The sequence below is a fragment of the Ancylothrix sp. D3o genome (assembly GCF_025370775.1).
In the GTDB taxonomy this organism is placed as follows: Bacteria; Cyanobacteriota; Cyanobacteriia; order Cyanobacteriales; family Oscillatoriaceae; genus Ancylothrix.
Map to the genome: position 1 here is coordinate 130,093 of NZ_JAMXEX010000006.1, position 15,834 is coordinate 145,926.

The 15,834-nt window shown below is 41.9% G+C and carries 12 protein-coding genes; 5 read left to right on the top strand and 7 right to left on the bottom strand.

The genetic code is table 11. From position 1 onward, the window contains the following. Positions 1-81: 81 nt before the first annotated feature. From NG798_RS13485 to NG798_RS13505, 5 genes are read right to left on the bottom strand one after another with little or no spacing between them, the layout of a single operon-like run. Positions 82-960 carry an ABC transporter permease gene (locus tag NG798_RS13485; protein ID WP_261223597.1) on the bottom strand — a complete coding sequence of 293 codons (879 nt, stop codon included), beginning with the start codon at positions 958-960 and terminating at the stop codon, positions 82-84. Positions 961-963: 3 nt separating this feature from the next. Then, on the bottom strand, positions 964-2,670 hold the full coding sequence (locus tag NG798_RS13490; RefSeq protein ID WP_261223598.1) for a DUF3352 domain-containing protein: 1,707 nt from the start codon (positions 2,668-2,670) through the stop codon (positions 964-966). A 9-nt stretch (positions 2,671-2,679) separates the two neighbouring features. Beyond that, on the bottom strand, positions 2,680-3,861 hold the full coding sequence (gene cofH, locus NG798_RS13495; protein WP_261223600.1) for a 7,8-didemethyl-8-hydroxy-5-deazariboflavin synthase subunit CofH: 1,182 nt from the start codon (positions 3,859-3,861) through the stop codon (positions 2,680-2,682). A gap of 8 nt (positions 3,862-3,869) precedes the next feature. Then, entirely contained in the window at positions 3,870-5,843 is a 1,974-nt protein-coding gene (locus NG798_RS13500; protein ID WP_261223602.1) for a glycosyltransferase family 39 protein, read from the bottom strand. Positions 5,844-5,849: 6 nt separating this feature from the next. Then, on the bottom strand, positions 5,850-6,563 hold the full coding sequence (locus NG798_RS13505) for a TVP38/TMEM64 family protein (RefSeq protein WP_261223605.1): 714 nt from the start codon (positions 6,561-6,563) through the stop codon (positions 5,850-5,852). 120 nt (positions 6,564-6,683) lie between these two features. Here NG798_RS13505 and NG798_RS13510 point away from each other — a divergent pair, with 120 nt between their 5' ends. The 5 genes from NG798_RS13510 (at position 6,684) to NG798_RS13530 (ending at position 13,953) form a co-directional block, all read left to right on the top strand. Further along, positions 6,684-8,336 (top strand): glycosyltransferase family 39 protein, encoded by a 1,653-nt coding sequence (locus NG798_RS13510; protein WP_261223607.1) that lies wholly within the window; start codon positions 6,684-6,686, stop codon positions 8,334-8,336. Between the two features lie 4 nt (positions 8,337-8,340). Then, positions 8,341-9,543, top strand: coding sequence for a glycosyltransferase (locus tag NG798_RS13515; RefSeq protein WP_261223609.1), 1,203 nt, complete (start codon positions 8,341-8,343; stop codon positions 9,541-9,543). Between the two features lie 15 nt (positions 9,544-9,558). Continuing rightward, positions 9,559-11,310 carry a glycosyltransferase gene (locus NG798_RS13520; protein WP_261223611.1) on the top strand — a complete coding sequence of 584 codons (1,752 nt, stop codon included), beginning with the start codon at positions 9,559-9,561 and terminating at the stop codon, positions 11,308-11,310. A gap of 24 nt (positions 11,311-11,334) precedes the next feature. Then, positions 11,335-12,624 (top strand): hypothetical protein, encoded by a 1,290-nt coding sequence (locus NG798_RS13525; protein WP_261223613.1) that lies wholly within the window; start codon positions 11,335-11,337, stop codon positions 12,622-12,624. A gap of 213 nt (positions 12,625-12,837) precedes the next feature. Continuing rightward, positions 12,838-13,953, top strand: a complete 1,116-nt coding sequence (locus NG798_RS13530; protein ID WP_261223615.1) for an iron-containing redox enzyme family protein — start codon at positions 12,838-12,840, stop codon at positions 13,951-13,953. A gap of 52 nt (positions 13,954-14,005) precedes the next feature. Here the strand turns inward: NG798_RS13530 and NG798_RS13535 are convergent, their stop codons facing one another. Continuing rightward, positions 14,006-14,722 carry a methyltransferase gene (locus tag NG798_RS13535; protein WP_261223616.1) on the bottom strand — a complete coding sequence of 239 codons (717 nt, stop codon included), beginning with the start codon at positions 14,720-14,722 and terminating at the stop codon, positions 14,006-14,008. Between the two features lie 381 nt (positions 14,723-15,103). Beyond that, complete coding sequence (locus tag NG798_RS13540) at positions 15,104-15,709, bottom strand: DUF3318 domain-containing protein (RefSeq protein WP_261223931.1); 606 nt, start codon at positions 15,707-15,709, stop codon at positions 15,104-15,106. Positions 15,710-15,834: the final 125 nt, after the last annotated feature.

Sequence of the window (15,834 nt, forward strand, 5' to 3'; positions counted from 1 at the left end):
TAAAGCAGGCAAGATGCCTGCTCCACAGATAGGTTATTTTTTGGTATCGAATTTGCTGTTATTAATTCAAAGAAGATTGCCCTACTGCCGGAATTTGGGGTTGACAAATTCGTTTAATCCTTCACCTAACAAAGATAATCCGACTACCATTAAAGTTAGGGCTAAACCAGGGAATAAAGTTGTCCACCAAATGCCGGTGGGTAATGCTTCTAAAGCTTGCCGCAAATCATGTCCCCATTCTGCTGTTTCTTCGGGTAAACCTAAGCCGAGAAATCCTAAACCGCCCAGCGTTAAAATCGCATCGGCTGCATTAAGAGTAAACAAAACCGGCACACTTTGAATGACATTTAAAAACAGATATTTTGAGAGAACTTCCCAAGTAGATGCGCCCATTGCTTGGGCGGCTTCAATAAACAATTCAGTTTTGACACTGACGGTATGATTTCGCACGACGCGGTAGTATTGAGGAATATAAGAAATGCTCAAAGCAATGGCGGCATTAAAAATTCCCCGACCAACAACAAACGCCAGCGTGATTGAGAGTAAAAGTCCGGGCAAGGTGTAAATGGTATCCATGAAAAACAGCAAGATTCTGTCAAGCCGGCCCCCCAAATATCCGCTTAGTAGCCCCAAAGGAACGCCGATTAATAAGCTTAAAGCTGTTGCCAAAATAACAACTTGCCATGCCACTTGTGACCCGAATAATGTTCGAGAAAAAACATCGTAGCCTTGGCGACTTGTGCCAAACAAATAACTAAGAGAGGGGGCTTCGTGGACAGGATTATTTAAAAATTCTTTCGGGTTTTGTACCCATCCCCAAGATTGAAAAACCGGCGCTAAAAAGGCAATCAAAACAAATAACAAAGTGATGGCAATTCCCACCCACATCATTATCATCGAAAGGCTTGAATGACCCTTGAAACGTAAAAAACGCGGCAATGGTAGTTTGGTTGGAGTCATAATTTATTTTTTCTGCGGAGAGGGGGAAGGCTGGGGTTTATTGGTGGGAGTTGGGGAAACAGTCGGCTGACTTTCTTGTTTCATTTGTACCAAAATATCAAACTTTGTACTACGGTCATTAACCACTGTACTTGTAAAACCAATCGTGCGAATAGCACCGGCTACTGTTTGAGGAAAAGGCGGAAGTTGCGGAAAGAAAAACTGCTTATTACCGATGATTTGTTCGAGGTTAATAAAAAACTGCCCGCCTGGGTTTTCTAACTCCGATTTCATCGCTTTTTGGAAGGTTTCAGAAGCGGCTAAAGGGCTTTGGGGGCGGGGATTAAAACTCTTTGCAACTCGCGCCCCCAAGCTTAAAAATGCCACGTTTCCATTTAACCAACCGTGACTGAGGGTGATGCCTCCATATTGGGATGTCCAATTTGTTACAAATTGATCATTAACTTTAGTTTCCTCGACTTTATAGCGATATTTGTCACTCATCACTTTATCGAGTTTTTTGAGGGTTTGCTCACCCGCCCTGCGATCATTTGATTGCACCATTAACACCAAACTTGTTGGAAATTGCGGGTTAGTTTTGGCAGGATCAGGAATTAATGATAAAGAAAATTCTCCCGACATCCACGAGAGTAAATCTTTTTCTAAATTCAGGCCGGTGCTGGAAGCAATGCCATTTTTTAACCATTGCGGACTCATGGGTGCGAGGGGGTTTTCATCGGCATTTTCTGCATAATCTTGCCAAAAACGCTGTAAATTTGTGCCAGAAATCATCATTAAACTATTGGCCGGCACTTTGGCACTCATGCTTTTGGACTTATTTTCAACAATGTTTTTTTTGTCGCTATCTGGCTTCAACCAAGACACGCCTTGAAAACGCAATCCTTCCGGTTCTAAGCTAATATTACTGGCGATTCCTTGTAGTTGTAATTTGTCTAAATTTTGCGGGGCAATGGGGCGAACAGAATTCATCAAGGCAAGCTGCTTAGCCGCCGGCATATTCACAAAGAAACGAGCAATTGAGCCGTTATTTTCTATTTTACCCAAAGCTTGAGAATACCCCGGCGTTTTGGCAATGGATTCGCCGCTTTTGTAACTATCTATGGCTTGATCTATTGCTTTGGCATCATTGCTAATCAGCCCATATTTCTCATCTAAAAGGGCGATGGAAAAGTTATTTGCTCCCCCTGTATTTTCTTTGATTTTTACCTCTTTATAAGTCCGTTCTGTGGGGGCTTTTGAAGAGTTATTAAACCACTGTTTGGCGCGAGTTCCATTGCTCACCGGCAACACCATTAATAGGGGTTGATCGGCACCGCCTGAAGTTTGCGGAGTCACCCAAGCCAGCATCACTTCGCGCCCCACCCAAGGCTGAATATCTTTTTCGTAATCGTAACCTTTTTCTGTGAAAAGTTGAGTGCGCCACTGGTTCACTTGTTCGTCTAGCAATGCTCGACTTTCTGGTGTGCCAAATTGCCTTAATTTTTGCCACTGATTGCTATCTGCTGTCAGCGAAACTGCAAAGGCAGTATTCGGCGGCACCACCGCAGAACCGGCAGGAGCATTACCTAGTTGGCTGTTTTGCAAAATCAGCCAGAAGGTTGCCAGCGAGCCTCCTATCAGCAAAACTACGCCCCCTGCGGTGAGTAAGCGAGCCGATTGCGGTTTTTTCTCAATTGCGGTTTTTACTTGTGTTTTTATTTTGTCAAACATCGCCGTTTGTCAGTGTGAAGAAGCCGGTGCAGTTGCCAATTTACCAGAATAACTTAAAAAATGCCCAATCGAATTATAAAGGGTGTCTCGCTGCCGATGGGGCCGGTTTAAAGATTCAATTGCACCGCGTAATTCTTGGGGAGTTTTGCAAGTTCCGCCAACGGCTCCTGCCATTGTGGTAATGTGTTCTTCCATCAGCGTTCCACCAATATCATTACACCCCCAGTTAAGCGCTTCAACGGCACCGGCCAATCCCAATTTTACCCAACTTGGTTGATGGTTAGAAATCCAATTTCCGAGGAAAATTCTACTTACTGCGGTTAAAAGCAAAGTATCCGATAAAACCGGCTGATCTCTGCCAACTCTCCGCCGCAATGGTGCCGGTGCCATTGCTCCCACAAAAGGCAATAAAATAAATTCTGTTATTTTGGCAGGATATTGTTTTTCGACTGCTTTTTTTTGCAATTCTCGCAACAAGTTTAAATGCTGGATTTGTTGCGGGGGAGTTTCGATATGTCCGCAAAGCATGGTGCTGGTTGTGGGTAAACCAAGTTGATGAGCAGTACCGACAATTTCTAACCACGTTGCGCTATTAATTTTTTCTGGGCAAATAACTCGCCGCACTTCATCAACTAATACTTCTGCGGCGGTTCCTGGCATAGAACCTACACCGGCATCTCGCAAAGTTGCAATCACTTCTGCATAGCTTAAGTTATCTTCTCTGGCGATAAATTGCACTTCTTGCGGCGAAAAAGCGTGGAGGTGAAGGTGGGGAAATTCTTTTTTGATTGTTTCGACTAACTGCACATAAAACTGTAAAGAACTGCCCCCGATTTTTGCCTCAGTATTTAACCCGCCTTGCATACAAATTTCGGTAGCATTCTCGGCAACAGCACCGGCGGTTTTTTCCAAAATTTTGCCAAAATCTAACCAAAAAGCGCCCTCTTCTTCTGCATCGCGCCGAAAGGCACAAAAACTGCAATGTTGTTCGCAAATATTGGTAAAATTTATATTGCGATTCAGCACATAAGTTACGGTATCTCCTGCTTGTTTTTGGCGGAGTTGATCGGCGGTTTGCTGAATTGCAGAAATTGGTTCGGGGTCTTTTTGAGCTAGGAGAATGACTGCTTCTTCGGGGGAAATATCAATTCCAGCTAAGGCGCGATTTAAAATAGCATTAACAGAATTCATAATCAGTTTTATTTCAGATAAACGGTTAGAGGCGAAAGTGACCATTTTCGTTGAAAGGTCATTTTTTTTGCAGTAAAGGTGGGTCGGTTTTGGAGGGGACTGTTTTCGGGTTCAAAGGCTATGATAGCACAAGGCTGAAACTGAGGGTGGGGAGATTTTTCTAAGAGAACGGCGGAGGAATTTTTTAGTTTAAAATGCTCAATTTTGGTGAGATTTTGGCTATTTTCTCTTGCAATTGCCCAAAAAGGATATTCCCAGGGAACGGTGGTACTGGTAAAGGAAGTTTCTTCGAGGGAAAAACCAATGTTGTAACAGCTTTGATTTTGCACAAATTGCACGGCTTGAATATAAGGCTCTTTCACCCAAGGTCTTGTGGCAAAATACTGTTCAAGACGAGGAGTATTAAAGATATTGCTGGCGGCTATGATTGGGCGACTTTTGTTAAGAAAAAGCCAAGGGCTTGAAAACAAAAGTAAACCGAGAGCAAGGGCAAATAAGACTTGTTTGCTGAGGGCTTTCGATAAGACAACAGCGACAAAAGGAGAAAAACTCACGAATAAAAATAAATGATGTCGGCTGTGATAAGGTTGCCATTTTAACAACAGGCACAGAATTAAAAAGCCTGAAATTAGGGCCGCTAAGTATGCAAAAATTAATTTGTTTTTTTGCCAAACTTTCATCTGGAAACATAAGAAAGTTGCTGTTAAGATTAAAAGAAAATGTAACGGGTTGCCTGCGGTATTTTCATCAAAAGATAAACCGGCAACGGCAAAGGAATTTGGCGGCCAAGTTGTGCGGGGATCATTGACACTAACCCCTAGGCCGGTGTGGATGATGCGAATGAGTTTATCTGCGATGCCGGTGATGGGTGTAATTAACGGTTGTAAGCCTAAGTTTCGGACGATATCGAGATGAAGAGAGAGATTTCTGAGGAGGTTAGAGGCAAAAGTTGGCAAGCTTAAAACTTCTATTTTATATTCTTTTTGATACTCAGCCGGTGCGCCCAGAATCGAGCCAAATAATTCAAAATTTCTCAGGTAATGGTTGACATTCAAGGCCAGTATTATCAGGATAGCAGTCAGCAGTAATTTCCAAATTTTTGAGCGGTGGTTTTGAACAGCCCAAACCACAAGCCAAACCGCGAAAGGCAAGGCATAGAAATAAGCGGTTGTTTTGGTTAAAGTTGCCAGCCCAAAACTTGCGGAAACGGCCCACAAACGAGGTGTATTGATTCCTGATTGAACAATTAAAAGAGTATAAAAAACAAAACAAACTAGCCAAAAAGTGACAACAAAATCATTTTGGGTGCTGGAACTTTGGAGGATTGCCATTGGAATTGTTGCACAACATACCGCCGCAAAAATTTGGCTTTTTTGGTTGGCACCGAGTTGTTTTGCAATCAAAGAAACGGCAATCATACTGCCAATCATACATAGCCATTGAATCAGATTTGCAAAGCGATCTGATCCGCTTAAAATTTGTAAATGCAAAATTGCAAAACTTGACCAAGGCGGATGAAATAATTGGGGTAAATAGTAAGTCGGATAATGCTCGACACTGTGATTTTGCATCCAGTGGACAACGCGATTCATGTGATACGTCATCGAATCCCAATTATTAGGTGGTGCAGTAATAGCAATAATGCCAATTACGCCAATAAAAAAGGCAATTCCTGAGAGCAAAATCGAATCTGCCGGTTTTAGGCTGGAGAACTTTTCAAAAAAACCAGGCCGGCGGGTTTCGTTTGTGTAACGGCTGGTTTTAAATTGGCAATAAGCAGCAACAACAATCACCCCCAACCAAGCAAGGGTTAAACTAAGTTTGCCTAACCCGTGAAAGAAGCTGAAAATTTCGCTAAAAAGTGTTACTAAAAATCCCATCACCAAACCGGCATCTAGCACAGCTTTTCGCCGGCAGTTTTGAGTTTTATAAAACAGGAAAATTAATAAAATCAGCGCAATTGCGGGTAGCATTACCAGCATATTTAATTAATCCAGATTTTGTGTACCGGGGTGATTGATTTGACGAGATTGCTCATATTCTAACAAAGCTTTTTGGGGATTCATGCGGCGACGGCGATACCAAGTTGCAGCCCCAACGAGCGAGCCGGTGAGTGCAAAAGCGGCCATCAAAGGCAAAACATCGCCGGTTTGCAAAGCTTTTAAACCAAAACTGCCAATTAAAACAAAGGGCAAAATTCCGGGTACTGTGCCTAAAACTGTTCCCCAAAAATAATCTTTAAATTGAATCGAAGTTAAGCCCGCCGTAAAATTTACAATCCCATAAGGAATCAAAGGCAAAAGCCGAATTGCAAACATATAAAATAAGCCGCCTTGACGCAATTCTGCATCCATTGCTTGCCAACGCCCCGCCAGTTTTTTCGCCGCCCATTCGCGCCCAATTGTCCGCGTAAATGCAAAGCTAACCACCGCCGCAATAACGGCAGCAACCGCCGTCCAAAACGTCCCCAACCAAGGCCCAAAAATTGCACCACCGGCTAAATTTAGGGTTGTGGAAGGAATAATTAAAATGGTAAAAACCACATACAATATAATGTAAATCACCGGAGCCCAGATCCCGGCTTTTTTTAACCAAAGCTGGATAATTTCGGGGTTGATAAATCCCATCAAATACATGGTGACTGCGGTAGCAATAAGGCAGGCAATTGAGATCAAAAATATGATTTTTTTATTGTTCAACACTTAACGCCCCTCCTGCGGGCTTTTTTCTACTGATTGATGTGGGGGGCTGTCGCCTATTCGATGCCCAAACGCTCTTATTCTTGTCTATCTTAGCTATGTTTGTCAACACAATTATTTTTTATGACTCAGCGTTTTTTGAAGTCGGCAAAACTTTTTCAGTTTTTTTCTTTAGATAAATGGTTACTTTTTGCCATATTTTTAGGGGTATTTTTGCGATTTATTTATATAAGAAACAGAGAATTTTGGTATGATGAGGTTTTGTCTTTGCTATTAGCCACAGGGCAAAAGCTTGGCTACAAAACGCCTGAAGCTTTTCCTGTATCTTTATCAGATTACGCATCCCTGTTGACGTTGCCGGTGGAATCTAACCTAGGGGACATTTTAACAACTTTTAAAAACTTATTGCGAGGATTAGCCGCCGAACCTCATCCGCCTTTATTTTTCATTACTCAACATTTTTGGCTGCGCTTGTTTGGCAATAGCGAAACCGCTATGAGAAGTTTAGAGGTTTTATTAAGCTGTATTTCAATTTTTGGTGCGTATAAATTAGGCAAAATTGTTGCTAATCACCGCTCAGGTTTACTATTGGCCGGTTTATTAAGTCTCAATCCTTTCTTTTTCTTCCAATCTCTCAATATCCGAATGTATAACTCGCTAATTTTATGGGTAATTATTAGCGCTTTAGCATCCCTTCAAATTATGACGCAAGACTTATCCCGGCGTCAGCAAATTTTCTGGAATATCCTGTTAATTTTTTCGGTAACTTGCGGGTTAATGACTTTTTACCAATATGCTTATTTCATCGTCGCCCTAGCCGCCTTAGCCTTATTTCTTTACCCCCAAAACCCTCAAAAACTTATCCTCCATTTGTTGCGTTTAGGAGTCGGTGTTTTGCTGGCAGTTCCTTGGATGCTGTGGGGGTTTTCTCAACAAATCAAGAATGCTGATTTAGGCCGGTTTAACACCCCCAATAATGTTTTTATAGCCTTCTTTTTACACCTTCGAGATGTGGCGGAATCTGTTGGCGTTAACCTTTTAATTGGAGACTGGCAAACCAGCTTACCCCTCCACCTCATTGTCAGCACCGGCATTTTATTTTCCCTGTTTTTATTTGCGGCAGTTTTTATTTTATGGAAACCAGAACGCCAAAAATTAGGCATTGCTTTAATTTTAAGTTTTTTACCTCTTTTCATTGCTTTCGCCGTAGACTGCGCCACCCAAAAATATACCCTTGCCGAAAACTCCAAAAGCATTATAATTTTGCCAGGGAGTCTGCTATTATTATCTCTTGCTATTACCCACCTCTCGCCGCGTTGGCAAAAACCCTTAATTGCAACTTTCTTGCTGTTGTATTTAAGTTTAAGCGCCGGCGACTTTAGCCTCAGAAACCGCCAAATGTTTCATACAATTAATGGCATTATCCAACAACAACCCACAACCCCCACCTTAATAGCCATGAATGCACGCGCTTGGGGCTATATTTTGCGCCTAGCCTACTACATCAAGCCTAACGCAGCAGTGATGCTTTTAGCCCAAGAATCTGCTAATCTAGCCCCAAACCTCGAAAAACTTTTCAACTATGAAGCATCCATTTATCAGCGTATTCTCTGGATAGATGTAGCAGCGCCTATTTGGTCGCCGGCATCCACACCCGCAGAAAAACAAAAAGTCGAAAACGTTTTAAATCCCAAATTTAAACTTACCCAAACTCAAGAACTTTTTGGAACCCAAGACCTTGACAAATTGAGCATTAAACTTTACGAAATTAAATAAAATAATGACTTCCAACTCACCTAACTTTCTCTTACCCGTTCCCGCCACATCTTTGCAAATTCCACCCCAAGCTATTTTGCAAAACGGTGAGCAAACTTTGCGATTTTCTTTAGTTCTTCCTACTTATAACGAAGCCAATAATATCAGTGACATTATTTCAAAACTGAGCGAAATTTTAGACACAGAAATACTCGGTGAATATGAACTGCTTGTCATTGATGACAACAGCCCAGATCGCACCTGGGAAATTGCTCAAAACTTGATTCCAAAATACCCACAATTGCGCGTGATGCGCCGCGAAACTGAACGCGGACTTTCTACCGCCGTTATTAGGGGTTGGCAAGTCGCAAGAGGTGATGTTTTAGGGGTGATTGATGCCGATTTACAACATCCACCGGAGACATTATTAAAACTTTGGCGAGAAATACAACGCGGCGCCGATTTAGCCACCGCCAGCCGACATTTAGACAGCGGCGGAGTCAGTGATTGGAGTATGATTCGTCGCGTTTTATCACGCGGTGCTCAACTCTTAGGATTAGTTTTATTACCAGAAGTTATTGGCCGAGTTTCTGACCCCATGAGTGGGTATTTTTTGGTGCGCCGAAATGCCCTGGCGGGTGTCACAATGAACCCGTTAGGATATAAAATTTTGATTGAAGTTTTAGGACGCGGAAACATTCGTTGGATAAGTGAAGTTGGCTATGTTTTTCAAGAACGCCAGGAAGGCGAAAGTAAAGTCACAGCCAAACAATATATCGAGTACATTCAACACCTCATTCGCCTGCGTCTTTCCCTGTGGCCGGTGGAGCGATTTTTGCGGTTTGGAGTTGTGGGATTTAGCGGCGTTTTTGTCGATATGGTGGTGTTATATTTACTGCATGATGGGATTTTCAATTTACCCTTAACTCGCAGTAAAATTATTGCCGCAGAAGTTGCAATTATCAATAACTTTTTGTGGAATGATATCTGGACATTTGGCGATATTTCCACCCGCCAGCGTGGTCAACGCCAACGTATCAAACGCTTTTTGAAGTTTAATTTGATTTGTTTAACCGGCCTAATTTTAAATGTAGCCTTGTTAAACCTGCTGTATAATCTACTAGGCATTAATGAATATCTCGCTAATTTAATGGCAATTGGCCTGGTAACTTTCTGGAATTTCTGGATTAACCTAAAACTAAGTTGGCGCGTCACGGAAATTGATTAAAAATAAACAATCAACATGAATCAAAAAACCTCACCAATTCCAAATTATCAATTCCCATTTTCAGATTTATTACTGCTATTCTTTTGGGTGATAATTGGTGCCGGCCTGCGATTTTCCCACCTGGCCGGTAAACCTCCTTGGACAGATGAATTTGCCACCCTCATAGCCATGTTAGGGCGTTCCTTTAAAACAACGCCCCTCAATCAAGCAATTTCAATAGAAACCTTATTAACCCCCTTAAAATTGCTGCCAGAAGCACCTCTAAACAATGTCGTAAATTACATCACTGGCGAAGATGTACATCCCCCCCTCTATTTCGTTTTAGCTCATATTTGGGCATACTTATTCCCCCCATCTTCTGAATACATTTCCATCTGGATAGCGCGTTCTTTTCCGGCCATTTTGGGCGTGCTTTCTATCCCCGCGATGTATTTTTTTGGTCGGCTTGCTTTTCGCTCAAATTTAGTCGGACAATTAGCCGCCGCCTTCATGGCAGTTTCTCCCTACGGCATTTTTCTCTCTCAAGAAGCCCGCCACTATAGTATCAGTAACTTGTGGGTTATCGCCTCCCTTTGTTGTTTAATTAAAGCCATACAAAGCATCCTTAAAAATAACAAAATACCCGCCTGGTTATCCCTAACTTGGGTACTCATAAATACCCTGGGAATGGCTACTCATTTCTTTTTTGCCCTCACCTTAATTGCCGAAACAAGCGTTTTATTTTTATTACTACTCGCCCCCAGATTACCCTTCTTCAAGACTAATAAAGTTTGTCAAAAGTTACCTCAATTACCTTTTGCTAATCTCTCATCATTTTATGCAGTTATAATCGGCACTATAGCTGGATCATTAGTTTGGGTACCGCTTTGGATAAGAATTTCTACAGATGAGCAAACCCAATGGATACGCGGCGACGGTAGCTTTAATATATTAAGCCTAATTAACCCAATTGTTCAAGCCTTAGCTGCTTGGATAACCATGCTTTCATTATTGCCGGTGGAATCTCCCAACCTTTTCATCCTCATAATTTCTGGCTTAATCATGCTCATATTTTTTATTTGGGCTTTACCGATTTTGTGGCGCGGCATCAAAAAACAACTTTGCAACATCAACCAACTTTACACCTACATATTAATCACCTTTATTCTCAGCGCTATGGCGGAATTTTTCCTCATTAGTTACGTTTTGGGCATCGATATTACACGCGGTGCCCGATACAACTTTGTTTACTTTCCCGCCGTAATTCTCCTCATTGCAGCCAGCCTTGCAACTTGTTGGAAAAACGAAATTTCCTCGCTTTCTCATCCCCAACAATCAGTAGTAATCATTTGGATAATGGCATTTCTCAGCGCCATCACCGTCGTCTCAAATCTTGGCTACCAAAAATATTATCGTCCCGATTTATTCGTTCCCATTATTGAACAAAACACCACTCCAAACGCCACAGTTTTAATCGCCACCAACCATCAAACTTTAGTACAAGTTGGAGAAATGATGGGTTTAGCTTGGGAATTTAAAAAACATTCCCCAAACACAAAACCCCAATTTCTCCTAGCCCATGAAAAAACTATACCTTGTCAAGAAAACACTTGCAAAAGCCCAAAAACTTTGCAACAAACCCTCGCCAAACTTCCCCGACCTTTAGATTTATGGCTTGTAAACTTTGAAGTGCCGGTTAATTTAAAAGCTCAAAACTGCACCCAAAAAATCGGCAAATGGCCTTATATTAACGGCTATGGCTACCAACTTTATCACTGCAAACGTTAACCTTGCAAAACAACCAGTGTAACCATGCTCAAAAAAAACTTAATCACCCATTCATTAACCGCAACAGCAGTATTAATTCTTGCCGCTTGTTCAACAACATCCCCCCCAAAAAAGCCGGTGACAACCGCACCAGCACCCCCCACAGTCCCCCAACCAGACTTTTTTTCTGAAGGCGTTAGAAGCGCCATTAAAGCCTCAAATTTAGCACAAACAGCAAAAACCCCCCAACAATTAAACGATGTCGCCTTGGCGTGGCTAAAAGCCGTAGAATATATGCAAAAAGTCCCTCCCCACAGCCCCAAACGCGCCTTTGCTCAAAAAAAAGCCGCTGAATATTTGCAAAATTTTACTATCGCCCAAAAAAAAGCAGCAAAAAGTGATTTATCCGTCTCTTTTCCCACCTTTAATAGCCACATATTAGATCAACAGCTTGCCCTTTATCTTTCTTATTTAGCAGCCGTTGGCAAAGCCGATATTTTAATAGTTGGCAGTTCCCGCGCCTTACAAGGAATAAATCCAAAATCCTTACAACAATCCTTAGCAACACGCGGTTATTCGGGGCTGCAAATTTATAATTTTTCCGTCAATGGCGCAACGGCTCAAGTTGTAGACTTTATGCTCAGAAAACTTCTTAAACCTGAACAATTACCCCGGATGATTATTTGGGCTGATGGCGTGCGAGCCTTTAATAGTGGTCGTCTTGATCGCACCTATCAAGCAATTCTATCCTCCCCCGGCTATGAGCGATTAGTTGCAGGTATTTACCCATCCCTGGGTGAATTAACTTCAATTTCTGTACCCAATAACCAAGACTCTTTTCGCCTTACCTCTTTTAATCCAATTCAAACAGCTTTAGGCCAAAAAAAGCAAAGCGAAATCATTAACCAAATTGACTCTAACGGATTTTTGCCCATTCTCAGCCGCTTTAATCCCAGCCAATACTATCAAATTAATCCCAAAGTCAGCGGACAATTTGACAAAGACTATGCCGAATTGCAACTTGATGGCGAACAAAAAAAAGCCTTAGATAATATTGTTAAATTCACCCAATCTCTTAAAATTACCCTCCTCTTCGTCAACTTACCTCTAACGGATGATTATTTAGATACCACCCGCTATACAGCCGAACAGAAATTCGTGCAAAAAATGCAGCAAGAATCCCGTCAACAAAGCTTTTTATTTCGCAATTTATCACTGGCGGCTTTGCGACACAACAACTATTTTCAAGATCCCAGCCATATCAACAGCGACGGAGCAGCCGCCGTAGCCCGCCAGTTAGCAGCAGATTCCAGCATTCCTTGGCCTAAACGCTAATTAAAAATGTTAAAACATTTCTTCTACTCCCCCTTCCCTCCTTAAGAGAGAGAGAAAGCGGGGTTAAGTTTGTTTATTTTTTCTATCAATTGAAAGACGTAATTAATTGATTGGCTTGTTATCGTAAATTTTATAGGTAAAAATCAGAACGAACTCTGCTATTTTTTGCAGAATCCCAACAACCCCACCCCACTCACAACTTAAAAAACTCCCATGACGAACACAGAAGTTTTATTTCTAAACACTGAATTAGAAATACCAGGGCTGCCAGTAAAGCCACCAACACCTCCCAATTACGAAAAAGCAGAGCAGCAATTTATAAGCCTGTTAGAAATGGAGGACTTAGACAACAAAGTCACCGAACAAAGCGCCCTTATAAGTGACTTTGAAAACAGCATCGATTATGCCATTCAAGCCGCTTATCAGCCGCCGCTTTGTGAAGAAGCAGCGCACCTTTTTTTAATGCGGATATTATACCAAATCAACCGGCTTAACCTCTTTTGGTATGACGATTTGCAGAACTACAAAAACGAACGCTCCCTCTATTTACGAAAAATCCGTGACCAAATCGAGGAACCTTGGCAAGCCTGGGAATTATCCCAAATGGATGTCGAATCAATCAAAAAACTCGATGTCAAACAAGCCTTAATTGAACGCTACGAATATGACTTAAACCCACCCCTCAGCCAAGAAAGCCGGTTTATGCGTGAACGCATGAGTTTAACCGGCTATCGGCATCTTTTATCTATCGCCTCCTTTGACGGTTTAGTTGAAGCAAGCCGGCTATCTCGGATCATCGGCGGCGCCGCTAACGAAGTCCAAGCAACCCTTACCCGCGTACTTTTTGAAGAATATGGCGGCGGTCGTCTGCAACGCAAGCACTCCACCTTTTTTGCACAAATGTTAGCCGATCTCGGACTACATACCGAACCAGAAGCTTATTTTAATATCGTGCCGGCAGACATCCTCGCCTCGATTAATCACAACTTCTTACTTACCGAAAGAAAACGCCATTTTCTCCGCTACAATGGCGGTCTTACTTACTTTGAAATAGCCGGCCCCGCCATTTACCAAACCTACCTCGTAGCCGCCCAACGTCTCGGACTATCTCAAGCAGCAATGGGCTACTGGGAACTACACATCAAAGAAGATGAACGTCATGGACAATGGATGCTTGAAAATGTCGCCCTTCCCCTAGCCGAAATGTATCCAAATGACGCTTGGGAATTAGTGCTGGGATACGACCAAGAAAAACAAATTGGCGAACGGGCCGCTAAAGCCGTAGTCCTCTCAATTCAAGACGCAGAAATGGCAGCATCTTCCACTTAATTAAAAACCCGGTTCCTTATAGGAACCGGGTTTTATAATCAGCTTTTAATCTTTATAAAGCGGTCAAAAGATGCAGCAACTCACGAGAAACATCCACCACACCTTTACGCTGCTTCGTAAACAAAACACCAGCCAATAAATAAAGCCGTTCAGAATAAAAAGCCTGATTATTTTGGCGCATTTCTGCAATTTGATTTCTCACCTTTGCTTCCGAACTATATTCCCCAAATGGCAAAGGCGAAATTGTAAAATTAGCAACCAAATAACCCTTTGATTTCGCATCCTCAATCAAACCAACTGGGTTAGAATAACTCGCAGCCAAAACCATCACATTTTTATAACCCAAATCAAGCAATTTTTTTGTAACCGTAATGCCATCAGTTCCCCCATGTAATAACGGTTGATAAAGCTTATTATCACTAGCCGGCAAATAAGGAGGATTTGAAACCAAATAATCCGCCGGCGGCTTTATAGACTCAAATAAACACTGATTATGAAGAATATATTGATGACTCAAACCCGCCTTAGCAATTTTTGCCTTTGCCACCTCACAAGCAAGCTTATTTAACTCATAGCCGTGAACTCGGCCCGTAAAATTTGTTTTGGACAACGCCTTAATTATCGGCATTCCATCCCCAGATCCAAATTCAACAATAGACTGAGAATTCCCACAAGTATTTAAAACTAAAGACTCCATACAATAAGCATAAAAATCTGACTCTTCTGGACAAAAGAAAACATCCTTTGAGGCTGTTGTTGAGACAAACATAAAACCATTTAATTTAGACAACTAAACTTAACTTAAACTTCAAAAAATTAAGATACCTCTATCGTGAGTTGTATCATTATTAAAACTTGAGGCTGCCTCACCGGCACCTTATTTTGGCCCCGCTTCAGTCAGCTTCATAAATTATGATTACTTCAAAACAATCTCATCTTTTAAAAAGATTATCCAGCGTTGTTTTCCTCTAAAGCTACAATTTAAAACCTCAACTCTAAAATATAAACCACCCCATTTTGTCATCCCTCAAAAGACTGAAAAAACCCTCATTTTCAGCCTAAATAAAATCACCCCACCCCAATTTCACCGGCCCAACTACAAGGAAGCCCCCCATAAAGATTTAGCACTTAACACCTCAAAACTTTACCCTTAGCGCTTCAGAGAATCAGGGACATCAACCGAAGACAAACCCGCCAGCATCCGCAAATTTTGACAGCGAATTAACTCCGTAAAATTCAACGCAGATCGCCCCTCAATTATTGCCACACTTTCAATTGCTTTCAACAAAAAACTGGCCGCATCCGTTGGCGAATAACCCCGTCTTTGCGCCACCCGAATTGCCTCTTCATCCGCCTGCAATTCCACTTGAGAACTGCGATTAGACCGCCAAATTTGCCCACCGGCAACCACACTCAACCCCCCCCCAACAATAGTACCCACCACATCCGCTTGTACCAATTCCACCAAAGTCCCCACAATACCGGCAACAATTAATCCCTGATACAAATCAAACTTTAACCAGCGTATTTGACTCAACCAAATTGCACTTCGCAACAACAATAAATCCCTTTGTTGCCCTGGCAATTCCCGCCACAAATCGAAATTAATTAAAATTGGTCTTTCCGCCGCCCAAGGCATCGGAAATTTCGTTTCAATGACCACCTTTTGCTGCTTGGAATTAACAATTTTTGTCCGCATTCGACTTGAAGCCGGTAATAAATCTAATAATCTTTGAATTTCTGAGTCTTGATCAATCATAATTCCTTGGTGGATAAAGTTAATAAATTAACCGCAGATAAACGCAGATAAACGCGGATGAAGAGGAGATGTTTTATCGTTAAAGTAAACAAGTTATTTGTGTTTATCTGCGTTTATTTGCG

What these genes read in the sequence shown, in the direction of transcription:
- cofH (WP_261223600.1), bottom strand. Translation starts at nt 3,861, where the DNA reads ATGAATTCTGTTAATGCTATTTTAAATCGCGCCTTAGCTGGAATTGAT.
- NG798_RS13530 (WP_261223615.1), top strand. Translation starts at nt 12,838, where the DNA reads ATGACGAACACAGAAGTTTTATTTCTAAACACTGAATTAGAAATACCA.
- NG798_RS13535 (WP_261223616.1), bottom strand. Translation starts at nt 14,722, where the DNA reads ATGTTTGTCTCAACAACAGCCTCAAAGGATGTTTTCTTTTGTCCAGAA.
- NG798_RS13485 (WP_261223597.1), bottom strand. Translation starts at nt 960, where the DNA reads ATGACTCCAACCAAACTACCATTGCCGCGTTTTTTACGTTTCAAGGGT.
- NG798_RS13520 (WP_261223611.1), top strand. Translation starts at nt 9,559, where the DNA reads ATGAATCAAAAAACCTCACCAATTCCAAATTATCAATTCCCATTTTCA.
- NG798_RS13515 (WP_261223609.1), top strand. Translation starts at nt 8,341, where the DNA reads ATGACTTCCAACTCACCTAACTTTCTCTTACCCGTTCCCGCCACATCT.
- NG798_RS13525 (WP_261223613.1), top strand. Translation starts at nt 11,335, where the DNA reads ATGCTCAAAAAAAACTTAATCACCCATTCATTAACCGCAACAGCAGTA.
- NG798_RS13510 (WP_261223607.1), top strand. Translation starts at nt 6,684, where the DNA reads ATGACTCAGCGTTTTTTGAAGTCGGCAAAACTTTTTCAGTTTTTTTCT.
- NG798_RS13490 (WP_261223598.1), bottom strand. Translation starts at nt 2,670, where the DNA reads ATGTTTGACAAAATAAAAACACAAGTAAAAACCGCAATTGAGAAAAAA.
- NG798_RS13500 (WP_261223602.1), bottom strand. Translation starts at nt 5,843, where the DNA reads ATGCTGGTAATGCTACCCGCAATTGCGCTGATTTTATTAATTTTCCTG.